12 protein-coding genes and 1 pseudogene are annotated in these 16,757 nt (G+C 51.8%); all 13 read left to right on the top strand.

The window, feature by feature from the left end; genetic code table 11:
• Positions 1-44 precede the first annotated feature (44 nt).
• The 13 genes and pseudogenes from NSU01_RS20705 to NSU01_RS20645 all read left to right on the top strand — a co-directional run bounded on the left by NSU01_RS20705 (position 45) and on the right by NSU01_RS20645 (position 16,753).
• Positions 45-4,370: a PolC-type DNA polymerase III gene (locus NSU01_RS20705; protein ID WP_076246922.1), complete on the top strand. Its 4,326-nt coding sequence runs from the start codon at positions 45-47 to the stop codon at positions 4,368-4,370.
• Positions 4,371-4,550: 180 nt separating this feature from the next.
• A complete protein-coding gene (rimP, locus tag NSU01_RS20700; RefSeq protein WP_039295269.1) occupies positions 4,551-5,018 on the top strand; it encodes a ribosome maturation factor RimP in 468 nt (155 codons plus the stop codon).
• A 26-nt stretch (positions 5,019-5,044) separates the two neighbouring features.
• Positions 5,045-6,142: a transcription termination factor NusA gene (gene nusA, locus NSU01_RS20695; protein ID WP_039295270.1), complete on the top strand. Its 1,098-nt coding sequence runs from the start codon at positions 5,045-5,047 to the stop codon at positions 6,140-6,142.
• 30 nt (positions 6,143-6,172) lie between these two features.
• Entirely contained in the window at positions 6,173-6,481 is a 309-nt protein-coding gene (locus tag NSU01_RS20690; protein WP_036692616.1) for a YlxR family protein, read from the top strand.
• Positions 6,474-6,792 (top strand): annotated as a pseudogene (locus NSU01_RS20685) (YlxQ family RNA-binding protein); the annotation flags it as partial. The gene NSU01_RS20690 and the pseudogene NSU01_RS20685, both read left to right, overlap by 8 nt.
• On the top strand, positions 6,790-9,495 hold the full coding sequence (gene infB / locus NSU01_RS20680) for a translation initiation factor IF-2 (RefSeq protein WP_042138118.1): 2,706 nt from the start codon (positions 6,790-6,792) through the stop codon (positions 9,493-9,495). The pseudogene NSU01_RS20685 and the gene infB, both read left to right, overlap by 3 nt.
• Positions 9,496-9,513: 18 nt before the next feature.
• The gene (gene rbfA, locus NSU01_RS20675) at positions 9,514-9,861 is read left to right on the top strand and encodes a 30S ribosome-binding factor RbfA (RefSeq protein ID WP_039294844.1); all 348 of its coding nucleotides are present in this window, start codon (positions 9,514-9,516) and stop codon (positions 9,859-9,861) included.
• Positions 9,862-9,888: 27 nt separating this feature from the next.
• Complete coding sequence (locus NSU01_RS20670) at positions 9,889-10,869, top strand: bifunctional oligoribonuclease/PAP phosphatase NrnA (RefSeq protein ID WP_076246920.1); 981 nt, start codon at positions 9,889-9,891, stop codon at positions 10,867-10,869.
• A complete protein-coding gene (gene truB, locus NSU01_RS20665; RefSeq protein ID WP_076246917.1) occupies positions 10,866-11,780 on the top strand; it encodes a tRNA pseudouridine(55) synthase TruB in 915 nt (304 codons plus the stop codon). The genes NSU01_RS20670 and truB overlap by 4 nt, the downstream gene beginning before the upstream one ends.
• Positions 11,781-11,816: 36 nt before the next feature.
• Entirely contained in the window at positions 11,817-12,764 is a 948-nt protein-coding gene (locus NSU01_RS20660; RefSeq protein ID WP_042138114.1) for a bifunctional riboflavin kinase/FAD synthetase, read from the top strand.
• Positions 12,765-12,914: 150 nt separating this feature from the next.
• Entirely contained in the window at positions 12,915-13,184 is a 270-nt protein-coding gene (gene rpsO / locus NSU01_RS20655) for a 30S ribosomal protein S15 (protein WP_019910460.1), read from the top strand.
• A gap of 222 nt (positions 13,185-13,406) precedes the next feature.
• The gene (gene pnp, locus NSU01_RS20650) at positions 13,407-15,509 is read left to right on the top strand and encodes a polyribonucleotide nucleotidyltransferase (RefSeq protein WP_039294832.1); all 2,103 of its coding nucleotides are present in this window, start codon (positions 13,407-13,409) and stop codon (positions 15,507-15,509) included.
• A gap of 257 nt (positions 15,510-15,766) precedes the next feature.
• A complete protein-coding gene (locus NSU01_RS20645; RefSeq protein WP_042138112.1) occupies positions 15,767-16,753 on the top strand; it encodes a polysaccharide deacetylase family protein in 987 nt (328 codons plus the stop codon).
• Positions 16,754-16,757 lie beyond the last annotated feature (4 nt).

Below are 16,757 nucleotides of genomic sequence, written 5' to 3'. Positions count from 1 at the left end.
TGTTATGGGTATAGCTAATTATTGCCGAGTTAGGTGGGGAAACCATGGAGCTAAACGTGGAGAGAAGAAAAAGGTTCGAGCTGTTAATGAAGCAGGGGGAAATTCCACCGGCCATTATTGATCCCTACTTTTTGGACGGGCAGATCGAGCGTGTGGAAATCAGCCGCGGTAACCGTGACTGGCATATTGTAATTGCGAAAGACAGCCTGGTTCCGGCCCAGACCTACCGGACCTTTGTCCTTAGAATGCGTGAGAAGCTGCAGCATATTGCCAAAGTCAGCTTCTTGTTCCTATATGATGACACAATCAACAGAGCGGATATTGTACAGGAGTACTGGGGAATGTTCCTCGAGTGGGTCCAGCGTGAGATTCCATCCGTTAACGGATGGCTGACGCGCTCCAGTCAGGACCTGCAGGACGGCACGCTTTTGCTTAGCCTGAGCGATTCCATGTCTCTTGAACTGGCCCGTAAAAAGGGCATCGAAGCAGCCATTATTAAATATTATGATAAATATTTCGGGCTTACCCTTAAGGTGAAGCTGCAGATTGCCGAGAATGAGAGCAAAGCGGATGCCTACGAGGAATTCCAGCAGAAGCTCCAGCAGGAGCAGCGTGAACTGGTAGAGATGATGATGATGGCCAGTGAACCGGACGAGCCTGAGGAACCCGGTGATCCGAATGAGGTAATTAAGCTTCAGATCGGATATGAGATCAAAGAGCAGGCCGTATCGATTCTGGACATCCAGGATGAAGAGAAGAAGATCACGATTCAAGGTACGATTTTTGGACTCGACACCAAAGAGCTGCGTAACGGCAACACGCTCTATACCTTCTGCATAACCGACTTCACCGACTCACTGCAGATGAAGATGTTTGCGAAGACCAAGGAAGACCTTAAAGTGATGGGGCAGCTGGCCAACGGTAAGTGGGTGCGGGCACGCGGCAAAGTTGAATACGACCGCTTCATGCAAATTCCGGAACTGGTGATGATCCCGTCGGATTTGTCGGAAGTCTCTGCACCGCCAGCGCGTAAGGACAATGCCAAGCAGAAGCGGGTGGAATTCCATCTGCATACCACAATGAGTACGATGGATGCAGTGGCAACCATCACCGATTATGTCAAAACCGCTGCGAAATGGGGACACCCGGCACTGGCTGTTACGGATCACGGTAATGTCCAGAGCTTCCCGGATGCGAACCATGCTGCACATAAGCATAAGCTCAAAATGCTCTATGGTGTGGAAGCCAACGTCGTAAATGATGCTGTAAACATCGTGGAGAATGCACAGCCCCTGGAGCTCAAAACAGCAACCTATGTCGTATTTGACATCGAAACCACCGGTCTGTCGATCACGCGCAACAATATTACAGAGCTTGCAGCAATTAAAATGTGCGAAGGCAAAGAGCTGGACCGTTATACAACCTTCGTTAATCCGCATGAAAAGATTCCTTACCATATCCAGCAGCTGACCAACATTACCGATGAAATGGTCAAAGACGCTCCTGATCTGGAACCTGTACTCAAAGAGTTCGTTGAGTTTATCGGCGACAGCATTCTGGTAGCCCACAATGCACGGTTTGATATGGGGTTCATTCAGGCTTCCCTGAAGAAGCTGGGACAGCCGCAGCTGCCGAATCCTTCGCTGGATACGCTGGAGCTTGCGCGTTTGCTCTTCCCGACGATGAAGAACCACCGGCTCAATACACTCGCTGACAAGTACAAAGTGCTGCTGGAGAGCCATCACCGGGCGGTGGACGATACGATTGCCCTGGGCGGTATCCTCAATGGATTACTCGCGGATGCGGAAAAGATGAAAGGGTTAACCCGGCTTGACCGGCTGAATGATTATGTAGGCAATGACCTCTCGAATGTACGGCCGTTTCACTGCGGCATTTATGCATTGAATCCGACCGGCAAAAAGAATCTCTACAAGCTGATCTCCATGTCGCACACGGAGTATTATAAACGGGTACCCTGTATCCCCAAATCGAAGCTTGAGGAACACCGGGACGGGCTGATTGTCATCTCCGGCTGTGAGCGCGGTGAGTTCTTTGAAGCGGTGCTGAACAAGACGGTGGAGGAGGCCATTGAGGTCGCCCAGTTCTATGACGTTCTGGAGATTCAGCCGCTGACCATGTACATGCATCTGGTGGATAAAGGCTTCGTGGCCAGCGCCGAGGATTTACGCGGTGTTGTGCGCAAGATATGTGAAATCGGCGACCAGATGAACAAGCCGGTCATTGCCACCGGCAACGTGCATTACCTGGAGCCGCGTGACAAGCTGTTCCGTGATATTACAATTCACGGGATTACCGGCTTCAGTCCGCTGAAGGACCAGCGTAAACCAGATGCCCATTTCAGGACCACCGAGGAAATGCTTGCGGAATTTGAGTTCCTGGGCCCGGAAAAAGCGATGGAGGTCGTGGTCACCAATACCGTGGAGCTGGCCGAACGTTTCGAGGAATATGATCTGTTCCCGAGCGAGCTGTTCACCCCGATTATTGAAGGAGCGGATGATGAGATCCGCAATACCTGCTATGAGACAGCCAAATCAATTTACGGCGAGGATTTGCCGGAGGTTGTAGTAGCCCGTCTGGAGAAGGAACTCGCCCCGATTATTAAATACGGTTTCTCTGCCAACTATCTGATCTCGGAACGGCTCGTTAAAAAGTCGAACCAGGATGGATATCTCGTCGGCTCGCGTGGATCGGTAGGGTCGTCCGTTGTTGCAACGTTCCTTGGTATTTCTGAGGTTAATCCGCTGCCGGCCCACTATATCTGCACGAATTCGGAGTGCAGGCATAGTGAATGGTTCCTTGACGGCAGCGTGCCGAGCGGTTTCGACCTGCCGGACAAGGCCTGTCCGGACTGCGGCGGGAATCTGAAGGGTGAAGGCCAGGATATCCCGTTTGAGACGTTCCTGGGCTTCAAGGGGGATAAGGTTCCCGATATCGACCTTAACTTCTCCGGGGAGTATCAGCCGAATGCCCACAATTTTACCAAAACAATGTTTGGACCTGACAATGTATTCCGGGCAGGCACCATCGGTACCGTAGCTGAGAAGACCGCCTTCGGGTTCACAAAGAAATATGAAGAGCATCACCAGAAACGCTGGCGCGGAGCCGAGATAGGCCGTCTGGCGGCAGGCTGCACGGGTGTGAAGCGCAGTACGGGGCAGCATCCCGGCGGTATCGTTGTTTTGCCGGATTATATGGAGATTGAAGATATTACCCCTGTGCAGTTCCCGGCGGATGATGTTACGGCTGAGTGGAAAACAACCCATTTTGACTATCATGCCTTCGATGCCAACCTGCTGAAGCTCGATATCCTGGGCCATGATGATCCGACCATGATGCGTATGCTGCAGGATCTGACCGGCGTGGACCCGACCACCATTCCGATGAATGATCCGAAGGTGATGAGCATGTTCAACTCCACAGATGCGCTCGGGGTAAGACCGGATCAGATCCGGACCCCTGTAGCTACCTACGGAGTACCGGAAATGGGGACGAAATTCGTCCGCCAGATGCTCGTGGAAGCCAAGCCTTCCAGCTTTGCCGACTTGCTGCAGATTTCAGGCTTGTCCCACGGGACCGGCGTGTGGCTGGGGAATGCCCAGGAGCTCATCAAGAACAATACCTGCAACATCAAGACGGTTATCGGCTGCCGTGATGATATCATGCTCTACCTGATTTATAAGGCCGATATGGATGCCAGCCTGGCCTTCAAAATTACGGAAAGTGTGCGTAAAGGGAAGGGGCTTCCGCCCGAGTGGATCGAAGAGATGAAGAAATGCAAGGTGCCGCAGTGGTACATTGATTCCTGTCTCAAAATCCAATACATGTTCCCGAAGGCGCATGCCGCAGCGTACGTCATCTCTGCAGTGCGGACCGCCTTCTTCAAGCTGTATTATCCGATTGAATATTATGCAACTTACTTCTCTGTCCGTGCCGCTGATTTCGATATTGAACTCTGCTGCAAGGGATATGAGGCCATTGGTCGCCAGATTGTAGAGATCGAGCAAAAAGGCTTCCAGGCCCTGCCGAAGGAAAAAGCGATGCTTCCGGTTCTGGAAATGGCACTGGAGATGACTGCCCGCGGCTTCACCTTCAAAAATATCGATCTGTACCGTTCCGATGCCACCAAATTTACGGTTGACGGCACCAGCCTGATTCCGCCGTTCTCTTCGCTTGCGGGTATTGGTGACAATGCCGCGATCAATATTGCGGCAGCCAAGGATGCCGGCGAATTCCTCTCCATTGAGGACTTCCAGCAGAAATCCAAAGCCAGTAAAACGGTGATTGAGCTGCTGAACGGAATGGGCTGCTTCCGCGGTCTGCCGGAGAGCAACCAGCTGTCATTATTCTAAATTTCGCTGCAAATCATGCTTTGAAATAAGGGAGTCAAGGGCTGGTACTTGTCAGTGCAGACTCACTATGGTATAATTTTTTTGGTAATAATGAGATAAGTCCGTTGTGTAAAGAGTGGGGAAACCCACTCTTTATCTTTGGTATATAGCAAAAGACAAGTTCGTGGAGGTAATCTTCTTTTGAGCACACCCAAATCCAAAATTAAACAGACGGTAGAGCAGCTGCTTGGGTCCTATCTCGAGGACAATGGTTTCGAACTGGTGGACGTTGAATACGTGAAAGAAGGCTCCAATTGGTTCCTGCGCGTATTCGTAGATAAAGAAGGCGGCATCGATATCGATGACTGCGGCACCATCAGCGAATATATCAGCCAGAAGCTGGATGAGAATGATCCGTTTCCCGAAGCTTATTTCCTTGAGGTTTCCTCGCCCGGAGCTGAACGTCCGCTCAAGAAAGCTGCGGATGTTGCCAAAGCGGTTGGCAAGGATGTATATGTAACGGTGTATGAGCCGATTCAAGGACTCAAAGAATTCGAAGGTCGTTTGCTCTCGTTCGAGAACGAGGAACTGCTCATCTCCGCGGGCAAAAAAGAACATGTAGTACCGTACGCCAAGGTCGCCAGTGCGAGATTGGCCATTATTTTTTAACGTCTTGAAAGGGGGACCGGAATTTCATGAGTATGGAGTTTATCGAAGCTATGAATGAACTGGAAAGGGAGAAAGGCATCAGCAAGGATGTGCTGTTTGAAGCCATCGAAGCTGCGCTGATCTCCAGCTATAAACGCAATTTCAATGCGGCGCAGAATGTGCGTGTGGATATGAACCGCAACACAGGTGTAATCAAGGTTTTTGCCCGCAAGCTGATTGTGGAGGAGGTTCTGGACTCACGGACAGAGATTTCTCTGCCGGGAGCCCGGGAGATCAACCCGCATTTCCAGCTGGAGGATATTGCCGAACTCGAAGTTACACCGCGTGATTTCGGGCGCATAGCTGCCCAGACTGCCAAGCAGGTTGTTACACAGCGTATCCGCGAAGCGGAACGCGGACTTATCTATAACGCTTTTATTGACAAGGAAGATGATATTGTTACCGGCCTTGTCCAGCGTCAGGATATGCGCAACATTTATGTGGATCTTGGTAAAATCGAGGCGGTTCTGCCGCTGGGCGAGCTTATGCCGGGCGAGAAATTCAAGCAGAGCGAGCGTATCAAGGCTTATATCACCAAGGTGGAGAATACGACCAAAGGACCGCAGATCATGCTGTCCCGCAGTCATCCGGGTCTGCTGAAGCGTCTGTTCGAGCTGGAAGTGCCGGAGATTTTTGACGGAGTGGTGGAGATTCGTTCCGTTGCCCGCGAAGCCGGCTTCCGTTCCAAAATCGCCGTGTTCTCGCGTAACCCTGAAGTCGATCCCGTTGGTTCCTGCGTAGGCCCTAGAGGTACACGTGTTCAGACCATCGTAACCGAACTTCGCGGCGAGAAGATTGATATCGTACGGTATTCCGAGCTTGTGCAGGAGTATGTGGCCAATGCGCTCAGCCCGTCCAAAGTGCTTGAAGTTCAGGTCTTTGAAGCTGAGAAAATGGCGCGTGTCATCGTTCCTGATTATCAATTGTCGCTGGCGATCGGCATCAAAGGGCAGAATGCCCGTCTTGCTGCTAAGCTGACCGGCTGGAAAATTGATATCAAGAGTGAGACTCAGGCAGAGCAGGAATACGGCAGACCCAGAACTTCTAATGATGAAATGCATCAGGATTCCGTCTCCATCGATTAATGAATCTGCTGACTGACGGGAGGCGCTACTATGAAGCAAAGAAAGGTGCCGCTGCGCAAATGCGTTGCCAGCCAAGAGATGATGCCCAAAAAAGAGCTGATTCGCGTGGTGAGAACGCCTGAGGGTGAAGTGCTCATTGACCTGACGGGCAAGAAGTCGGGCCGTGGTGCTTATATCTGCGGTAAACTGGAATACTTTAAGCTGGCACAAAAGACCAAAGCACTTGACCGAGCATTGAAATGTCAAGTGAGTCCTGAAATCTACGCCCAGCTTGCCCGGGATTTTGCATCCGTGGAGGAGCAATTTTTGGCAGCGAAGGATAGTGAGGACAATGAGTAAGACTCTTTCTTATTTAGGGCTTGCGATGAGAGCAGGCAAGATTGTCACCGGCGACGAGGCTGTGCTTAAGGCAGTGCGGTCTTCAGAGGCGAGGCTGGTCGTCCTGGCAGGTGACGCTTCAGATAATACCCAAAAGAAGTTCCGCGATAAGTGCGGGACCTACGATATTCCACTAGTAATCGCATTTCACCGGGATGAACTCGGTGCAAGTATTGGTAAAGACCAGCGCGTAGTGCTGGCCGTTACGGATAAAGGATTCGCGGAAATGATCTCCAGAACGCTTGGAGATACTGTCGGAGGTGGAGTTATTGACTAAAGAAGACAATAAGGATAAACTGCGCGTGTATGAATACGCGAAGTCACTGAACATGAGCAGTAAAGAAATCATTACAATTCTGAAGCGTTTGAATGTCCCTGTGAATAATCATATGAGTGTCATGGAGAATGGCTCCGTGAACAAAGTTGAACAGTTCTTCAAGGACATCAAGTCAAACGCTGCAGCCAAGCGGGACACCGGCACCAGCAGCCGTCCGGTAACCACCGGCGCGGTAACAGCCGAACCCCAAAGTGCTCAGAATGCCAACAAAAATCAACCGGAAAAGCAGGTAGGTATGAACAGTAACCAAAACAACAACCAATCGACGACGTCCCCAAGGCCCCAAAGCGGACAAGATTCCCGCAGAACACAAACAACAGGTACAGCTCAGAATTCACGCCCGCAAGGCAGTTCCACTGGTAGCCGCCCGCAAGGCAGTTCCACTGGCAGCCGCCCGCAAGGCAGCTCCACCACTGGCAGCCGCCCGCAAGGCAGCTCCACCGGCGGCAGCCGTCCGCAAGGCAGCTCGACTGGCGGTAGCCGTCCACAAGGCAGCTCCACCGGCGGCAGCCGTCCGCAGGGCAGTTCCACCACTGGCAGCCGTCCGCAGGGCAGCTCCACCGGCGGCAGCCGTCCGCAGGGCAGCTCCACCACTGGCAGCCGTCCGCAAGGTCAAGGCGGCGCACCCCGTACAGGTGACCGTCCACAAGGTCAAGGTACTGCACCACGCACGGGCGACCGCCCGCAGGGTCAAGGCAACGCAGGCGGAGATTTCTCCCGCGGCGGTGACAGAGGTCCGAAGAAGAATGCTACTGGCGGCAGACCGAACAATAACAGCGGCCAGAAACGTTTTGATGACGGCAAAGGCGGCAACTTCCGCGGCCGTGGCGGCAAGAACAACCGCGGCAGAAACCAGCCGATGGTACACCGTGAGAAGATTGACAACACACCGAAGAAGATTATTGTCCGCGGCAGCATGACGGTTGGTGAGACCGCGAAGCTGCTTCACAAGGATGCTTCGGAAGTGATTAAGAAGCTGATCTCGATGGGCGTTATGGCCACGATCAATCAGGAGCTTGACATCGACACGATCCTTCTTCTGGCCGGCGAGTTCGGTGTAGAAGTAGAAGTGAAGATCCCGGTAGATGAAGACAGCTTCGAAACCGTGGAAGAGAACGATTCCGACGATGATCTGCAGTCCCGTCCTCCGGTTGTAACGATCATGGGTCACGTTGACCATGGTAAAACAACCTTGCTCGATGCCATCCGTTCCACGAACGTAACTGGCGGAGAAGCAGGCGGAATTACGCAGCACATCGGTGCTTACCAAGTCGAAATCAACCACAAGAAAATCACGTTCCTTGATACACCGGGCCATGAAGCGTTCACCGCTATGCGTGCCCGTGGTGCCCAGGTTACGGATATGACGATTATCGTTGTAGCTGCCGATGACGGTGTTATGCCGCAGACGGTAGAAGCAATCAACCATGCCAAGGCGGCCGGACTTCCGATCATTGTTGCAGTTAACAAGATCGACAAGCCAGGTGCGGACCCTGATAAGGTGAAGCAGGAGCTTACAAGCTATGAGCTGGTTCCGGAAGAGTGGGGCGGCGATACGATCTTCGTCAACCTGTCGGCCAAACAGCGCATCAACCTGGAAGAGCTGCTGGAAATGATTCTGCTCGTTGCTGAAGTAAATGAGTACAAAGCGAACCCGGACAAACGGGCACGCGGTACTGTTATAGAAGCTGAGCTTGACAAAAACCGTGGACCGGTTGCCCGTATTCTCGTACAGAACGGTACGCTGAAAGTCGGCGACGCCTTTGTAGCAGGTAACTGCTTCGGACGCGTACGTGCCATGGTCAATGACAAGGGACGCAAGATCAAAGAAGCGGGACCTTCCACACCAGTGGAAATTACCGGTTTGACTGAAGTGCCGCAGGCGGGCGATCCGTTTATGGCCTTTGAAGATGAGCGCAAGGCCCGTGCGATTGCGGACAGACGTTCGACTACGCAGCGCCAGTCTGAGCTGAACACGAACACCCGTGTAACATTGGATGATCTGTTCAAGCACATCAAGGACGGAGAGATCAAAGATCTCAACGTGATTATCAAGGGTGACGTACAAGGTTCGGTAGAGGCGCTGAAAGGCTCCCTGGCCAAGATCGAAGTTGAAGGTGTTCGCGTGAAGATCCTTCACAGCGGTGCCGGAGCGATTACGGAATCCGACATTACCTTGGCAGCAGCATCCAACGCTATTGTTATCGGCTTCAATGTTCGTCCGGATACCCAGACGAAAGCTGCAGCAGAGCAGGAGAAAGTGGATGTGCGTCTGCATAACATCATCTACAATGTAATCGAAGAAATTGAAAGTGCCATGAAGGGGATGCTTGATCCCATCTACAAAGAGAATGTTATCGGCCATGCTGAAGTGCGCAATGTGTTCAAAATCAGCAAAGTGGGTACCATCGCAGGTTGTATGGTTACTTCCGGCAAAATTGCCCGCAACGCTGAAATGCGCCTGATCCGCAGCGGTATCGTTGTCTTCACAGGCAAGATCGACACCTTGAAACGTTTCAAAGATGATGCTAAAGAAGTGGCGCAGGGTTATGAATGCGGCATAACTTTGGAACGCTATAATGATGTCGTTGAAGGCGACATTATCGAAGCGTTCATTATGGAAACGGTAGAGCGCTAAGCGAAGAGGTGAATATAGATGTCTAAAATCAGAGCCGGACGGGTTGGCGAACAGATTAAGAAAGAACTGAGCCAGCTCATCCAAAGCGGACTGAAGGACCCGCGCGTCGGGTTCGTAACTGTAACTGGCGTAGATGTGACAAATGATTTGTCACAGGCCAAGGTATACCTGAGCGTATTCGGGGACGAGGAGCAGAAGTCAGACTCGCTCAAGGCGATTGAGAAAGCTAACGGCTTTCTCCGCTCGGAGCTTGGCAAAGCAATCCGCCTGCGCCATACTCCAGAGCTTATCTTCAAGATTGACGAATCCGTTGCTTACGGAAGTCATATTGAGAAGCTGCTCGGAGAAATCGGCAAAACCGAATAGAGCTACGGAACATAAAGGAGACGGCGAATGCAGAGCTATGAACAAAGTCTCCAGCAGACCCGTAAGTTTCTGCTGGAACACGACGATTATCTTGTAGTGTCGCATGTTCAGCCGGACGGAGATGCAGTCAGCTCCACCCTCGCGGTGGGCTGGCTTCTCTCATGTCTGGGCAAAAAATATTGTATGCTGAACGAGGGCCAGATTCCGCAGCGTATGGAATATTTATGGCATGCCGATCAAATTGTCAATCTGTCTGCTGCGGGCGAACTGCCGCGCCAGTACAGCAATGTCATTTGTGTCGACTGTGCGGATTTTCAGCGTGTAGGACTTACCCAGCGTCATTTCACCAGTGATGCACTTATCGTAAATATAGATCATCATCCCACCAATAATGGGTACGGTGCCGTAACGCTTATCAAGCCGGATGCGGCTGCGACAGCAGAGATTCTGTTCGACCTGCTGAAGACGTTTGAGGTGGAATGGAATATCGATATTGCCACGGCCATTTATACCGGACTCTTAACAGATACCGGCGGTTTCCGTTATAACAACACTTCTCCTAAAGTGATGGCAGCTGTATCCGAACTGCTGGCATTAGGCGTGAATGGACCTGAACTGGCTGAGACTCTGCTTGAAGAGATGACTCTCCCGCAGGTAAAGGTGCTCAACCGGGCACTTAGTACACTGCAGCTCAGTCCTGAAGGGGATATTGCCTGGGTGTACGTCACACCGCAGGATATGCTGGATTGTAATGCGGCCAACGAGGATCTTGAAGGGATTGTCAATTATCCGCGTAATATCCGCGGTGTTGAAGTAGGCATTCTGTTCAAGGTAATCGATGAGCATGCGGTGAAGGCCAGCCTGCGTTCAGCAGGTAAGGTCGATGTCGCAGCGCTGGCGCAGGTCTTTGGCGGCGGCGGGCATACACGTGCTGCGGGAGCCCGCATTAACGGAAGTCTTGAAGAGGCGGTAGTGCAGGTGCTTGAGGAGGTTAAACGTCATCTATGAGTGAACTTACAGGTGTTCTGGCCGTATATAAGCCGGCAGGGTTCACTTCACATGATGTTGTGGCCAAGGCGCGTCGGATTCTAGGCATGAAGCGGATAGGACATACCGGTACACTTGATCCCCAGGTGACCGGAGTGCTGCCCCTGTGCCTGGGACGGGCCACGCGGGTGGTTGAGTACATCCAGGAGCTTCCCAAGGAGTATGTTGCTACACTGCGGCTGGGTCTTGCCAGTGATACTGAGGATTTAACAGGGACGATTACGGAATCAGTTGAAGAGGTTCAGGTTACGGAAGCTGAAGTGCTGGCTGTGCTGAATTCCTTCAAAGGCGTGATTTCACAGGTTCCTCCGATGTATTCCGCAGTGAAGGTGGATGGTAAGCGCCTGTACGAGCTGGCCAGAGAAGGCAAGACGGTGGAACGTAAAAGCCGTGAAGTGGAAATTTATGAGATTGAAATGCAGGATATGGTCTGGAGCGGCAATTATCCCGATATTACGTTCCGGGTACTATGCTCCAAAGGAACGTACATCCGTACCCTATGCGTGGATATCGGGCGTGCGCTTGGAGTGCCGGGTGTGATGGTGAAGCTGGAACGGACCATGTCGGCTGGGATATCTGCCAGTCATTGCCTGACCCTGGAGCAAATTGCCGAACATAAGGAAGCTGGTACGCTGGAAGAGCATTTAATTGCCGCCGATGAGGCGATTTCGCATTTGCCCAGACATACAGTAGCCGAGGAGAAGAAGAAAGCCGCCCTGCAAGGGCAGCGTCTGTCACTCCGCTTTGTGGCACCTGAAGTGAAGGGCAGCGGAGATTTCCGGCTCTATGATCTGCAAGGGGAGTTTCTGGGCATCTATGCTTTAGAAGCTACCGGTGCGATTGCTCCTGTTAAAGTGTTTGCACAGGCTTAAACTTTAATTTATTTGTGAATGTAGGTGAGAAACAGCGTGAGAACCGTAACCTTAAGCTATCCTATGTTGCCGGAGACGGCAGCAGAGTGGGCGCAGCCTCAAGTAGTTGCCCTGGGGCAGTTCGACGGACTGCACCGCGGACATGCCAGCGTAATAACATCTGCTGTAGCTCTTGCCCGCCAGGCAGGTGTACCTGCAGCTGTCATGACCTTTTATCCCCATCCTAAGGATGTTATGGGTAAGGGTGACTATGAAGGATATTTGACACCTTCCAGGGACAAGCAGGAGCTGCTTGCCGGGATGGGCGTTGATATTTTATATATTATTGCATTTAATGAAGAACTCTCCCGGGTTAGCCCGGTGGACTTTGTCTCTGTAATGCTGCTGCCGCTGCAGATTGTAACCGCCGTTGTCGGTTTCGACTTCCGGTTCGGCTACAAGGGCGAAGGTGATGCGGATACGCTTCGGGAGCTGGGGCAGGGTGTTATGAATGTAGAAACGGTCTCCCCGTTTCTTCTCGAAGGGGAGAAGGTCAGCAGCTCCGGCATCCGCAAGTGCCTGCTGACCGGGGAACTGGATAAAGCCAATGCCTGGTTTGGACGTTGTTATCACCTGCGCGGAATTGTAGGACATGGAGAGAAGCGGGGCCGGACCATCGGGTTTCCAACGGCGAACCTGCAGCTCGAAGACCGCTATGTCATTCCGGCCAAAGGCGTGTATGCCGTCAAGGTATTTTACAAGGAAGATGTATTGTACGGTGTGATGAATGTCGGCGTGAAGCCTACGTTTCATGACGGGATGATTGCTCCAAGCTTCGAAGTGCATCTGTTTGATTTTGCGGGAGATATTTACGGGCAGGAGCTTAAGGTAGAGCTGGTATCCTTTATCCGTTCTGAACGCAAGTTTGAGTCCATCCAGGCCTTAATCGCCCAGATCGGCGCAGATGCCGAGACAGCCAAAGGGCTTCTGGGATATCATTCCTAATCTTTCCCGGACATGCCGTTTACTTTTGTCTTTGAAGGTGCTATACTGATTAACGTTGCTGGAATGACAGCAGCATAACCTTAGCTTGGTTGCTTGTTCTCACCGACGGTGACGAGGCTACTGGCGATTATAATGAAGGAGGTGAACAGGATGGCATTGACTCAAGAACGTAAACACCAATTGATCGACGAGCACAAAACTCACGAATCCGATACTGGATCCCCTGAGGTGCAAGTTGCTATCCTTACGGAGAACATCGTTAATTTGACTGACCACTTGCGTACGCACAAGAAGGATCATCATTCCCGTCGCGGACTGCTGAAGATGGTTGGACAACGTCGTAAACTGCTGGCGTATTTGAAGAACAAAGACATCAGACGTTACAGCGCCCTGATTGAAAAACTGGGATTGCGTCGTTAATTTTCCATAAGTAGAGCCCTAAAGCAGCCTGGTTGTATACCGTATGTCCTTCTTACGAGCGACAGCGGGACAGCCGGGTTGCTTTTTGAAAATTTAGGGTAAACTTTTACAGTAGATAAGTGGATATTATTCGCAAAAACGGCTAGATCACCTCATGGAGGACAAGCCGTTTTTGCTTGTAGAACATACAGAACAAATTACTATCATTCAAGGAGGGGTTTTATGGAACAACGTGTGGAAATGCAGCTGGGCGGAAGACGCCTTGTGCTGGAAACAGGCCGTCTGGCCAAACAAGCGAACGCAGCCGTTATGGTGCGGTACGGAGATACTTCAGTATTGTGTACGGTTACAGCATCCAGTGAGCCTAAAGATCTGGATTTCTTCCCGCTTACGGTGAACTATGAAGAAAGATTGTACGCGGTGGGTAAAATCCCGGGCGGATTCATCAAGCGTGAAGGACGTCCAAGTGAAAAGGCGATCCTGTCGAGCCGTCTGACCGACCGTCCGATTCGTCCATTGTTCCCGGAAGGATTCCGCAATGACGTGCAAGTATTGAACCTGGTTATGAGCGTGGATCAGGACTGTGCGCCTGATATTGCAGCTATGATCGGTACTTCTGCTGCTCTGAGTATTTCCGATGTGCCTTTCAACGGTCCAATCGGGGGCGTAGCTGTAGGACGTATTAATGGTGAATTCATCATCAACCCTGATGTAGCCCAGCAGGCAATCAGCGATATCTATGTCGTTGTAGCCGGTACTAAGGACGCTATCATGATGGTGGAAGCTGAAGCCAATGAAGTCACTGAAGATGTTATGCTTGAAGCGATCATGTTCGGACATGATGAAGTCCGCAAGATCGTAGCTGTAATCGAGCAGCTCGTCGCCGTTGCCGGCAAAGAAAAGATGGCTGTGAAGCTGCATGCGGTTAACGCTGATGTAAACGCACAGGTTCGCGCTTACGCGGAGAGCCGTCTGGTTGACGCCGTGAAGATTGCCGAGAAGCATGCCCGTCAGGATGCTATCGATCTGGTTAATAATGAAACGGTGGAGTATTTCGCAGAGAAATACATAGAGACACCAGAACTTCTTAAAGATGTTAAGGAAGTGCTGCATGATATCGTGAAGGACGAAGTAAGACGTCTGATCACCCATGATAAGGTACGTCCGGATGGCCGTAAGCTGGATGAGATTCGTCCGATTGAATGCGATACAGCGCTGCTGCCGCGCACACACGGTTCCGGTCTGTTCACACGCGGACAAACACAGATCCTTAGCGTTTGTACTCTGGGCGCGCTGGGGGATGTACAGATTCTTGACGGAATCGATCCGGCTGAAACCAAGCGTTTTATGCATCATTACAACTTCCCTCCGTTCAGCGTAGGGGAAGCCCGTCCGCTGAGAGCACCGGGACGCCGCGAAATCGGCCACGGCGCACTGGGTGAACGCGCATTGTCCAAAGTGATCCCAAGTGAAACTGAATTCCCGTACACCATCCGTCTCGTATCGGAAGCCATCGAATCCAATGGTTCGACTTCCCAGGCGAGTATCTGTGCCAGTATCCTGGCGATGATGGATGCAGGGGTGCCAATCAAGGCGCCGGTAGCCGGTGTTGCGATGGGTCTGATCAAAGACGGAGAGCATGTCTCCATCCTGACAGATATTCAGGGTATGGAAGATCACCTCGGCGATATGGACTTTAAGGTAGCGGGAACAGCGGAAGGCGTAACGGCGATTCAGATGGATATCAAAATCGACGGCATCGACCGTAAAATTCTGCAGGATGCGCTTCAGCAGGCCAAAGAAGGACGTATGTTCATCTTGGGTAAAATGAATGAAGCAATCTCTGCGCCTAGAACAAGCCTGTCCAAATATGCTCCAAAAATCATTATCATCAACATCAATCCGGACAAAATCCGCGATGTTATCGGTGCTGGCGGTAAGATCATTAACAAAATCATTGAAGAAACCGGCGTAAAGATCGACATCGAGCAGGATGGCCGTGTCTTCATCGGCTCCTCCAACGAAGAGATGATCCAGAAGGCCCGCGGCATTATCGAAGGCATTGTGCGTGAAGTACAGGTCGGCGAAATTTATGTCGGTACTGTTAGACGTATCGAGAAGTTCGGCGCATTCGTTGAACTGATTCCTGGTAAAGACGGCCTCGTGCATATTTCCCAGCTGTCCACAGAACGTGTGGCTAAAGTGGAAGATGTTGTTGCCATCGGCGATACCATTACCGTTAAGGTAACCGAAATCGACCAGCAGGGCCGCGTCAATCTGTCGCGCAAAGCTGTGCTGACTTCGGAAAGTGGAGCGAAGGCGTAAGAAATAGCATCGCCTGCGGTTTTCCGGTAATCTAATTAAATGTATGAAGAAGAGACAGAAGCATTACCGTTCTGGCTCTTTTTTTCTAGCAATTAACCGGCAGTACTCAGGTGCGGATTGTATATGGCAGTGGGCTGCCTCTATGCGTTTATGCATATTCGGCGCTTTTCATACATAGGCTGGGACAAAGCGTCCTTGCACTTTTACCCTTGTGCCGGGACGGATCAGACCGTTTCTGCCGGGGAGGAAAGACGTCAATGAAGACGGACAAAGCAGCGCTTGTGCTGGCCTGCATTGCAGTAGTAATCGGGATCGGCAGCACGAATGGACCGGTCAAAGAGATGATTGCCGGGCTTAAGCCGCAGGCCGATAAGGCTGTGCTGAGCTATGCGCCAAAGGAAACGAACGATGAATTGCGCGCGCAGATTGCCGGAAAGGCAGCGGAGCTGAATGCGCAGCCTGTTGATGCTGTCGTTGACCGGGTGTGGAAAGCCATACCGGGGTACAACGGACTTGAGGTGGATGTGGAGGCAACCTACCGGAACGCGCTTTTGCGGGGGCCGGCGGACAGCCTTAAACTGGTGTACCGCCAGACAGAGCCGAAGGTATCGCTGAGTGATCTGGGAGCGCAGCCGATCTACCGGGGCAATCCGGCCAAACCGATGGTGTCGCTGATGATTAATGTAGCGTGGGGGAACGAGTATATTGTGCCGATGCTGGATATTCTGGATGCGGAGAAGGTCAAGGTAACCTTTTTTCTGGATGGAAGCTGGCTTAGTCATAACAAGGAGCTTGCAGCCGAAATGCTGAAGCGCGGACATGAAGTGGAGAACCATGCCTACACCCATCCCAACATGAGTACACTCAGCCGCGCGCGGGCAACGGCCGAGATTGAGAAGACACAGAAGCTGCTGAAGGATAGCCTGGGGGTAACCAACAAATGGTTTGCTCCGCCTTCAGGTGATTTTAATCAGCAGACGGTGGAGATTGCAGCTTCGCTGGGACTAAAAACGGTCTTATGGACGCTTGATACGGTCGATTGGCGACATCCTTCTCCGGATTCGGTTATTGCCAAGATCAGCAGCAAAGCGGAGCCCGGAACCCTGGTACTGATGCACCCTACAGACTCCTCTTCCCAGGCGCTGAGGGGAATGATCCGGGGGATTAGAGCCAAGGGTCTGCAGCTGGGAACCGTCAGTCAGACACTCTCAACAGAGCGTATTACACCTCGGGAAGTTGAGTGAACGG

Origin of the sequence: Paenibacillus sp. FSL H8-0259 (genome assembly GCF_037963255.1) — a bacterium.
GTDB lineage: Bacteria > Bacillota > Bacilli > Paenibacillales > Paenibacillaceae > Paenibacillus_AQ > Paenibacillus_AQ phytohabitans.
The sequence above is the reverse complement of the archived record's forward strand: the minus strand, read 5'-3'. Positions and strand labels throughout refer to the sequence as shown.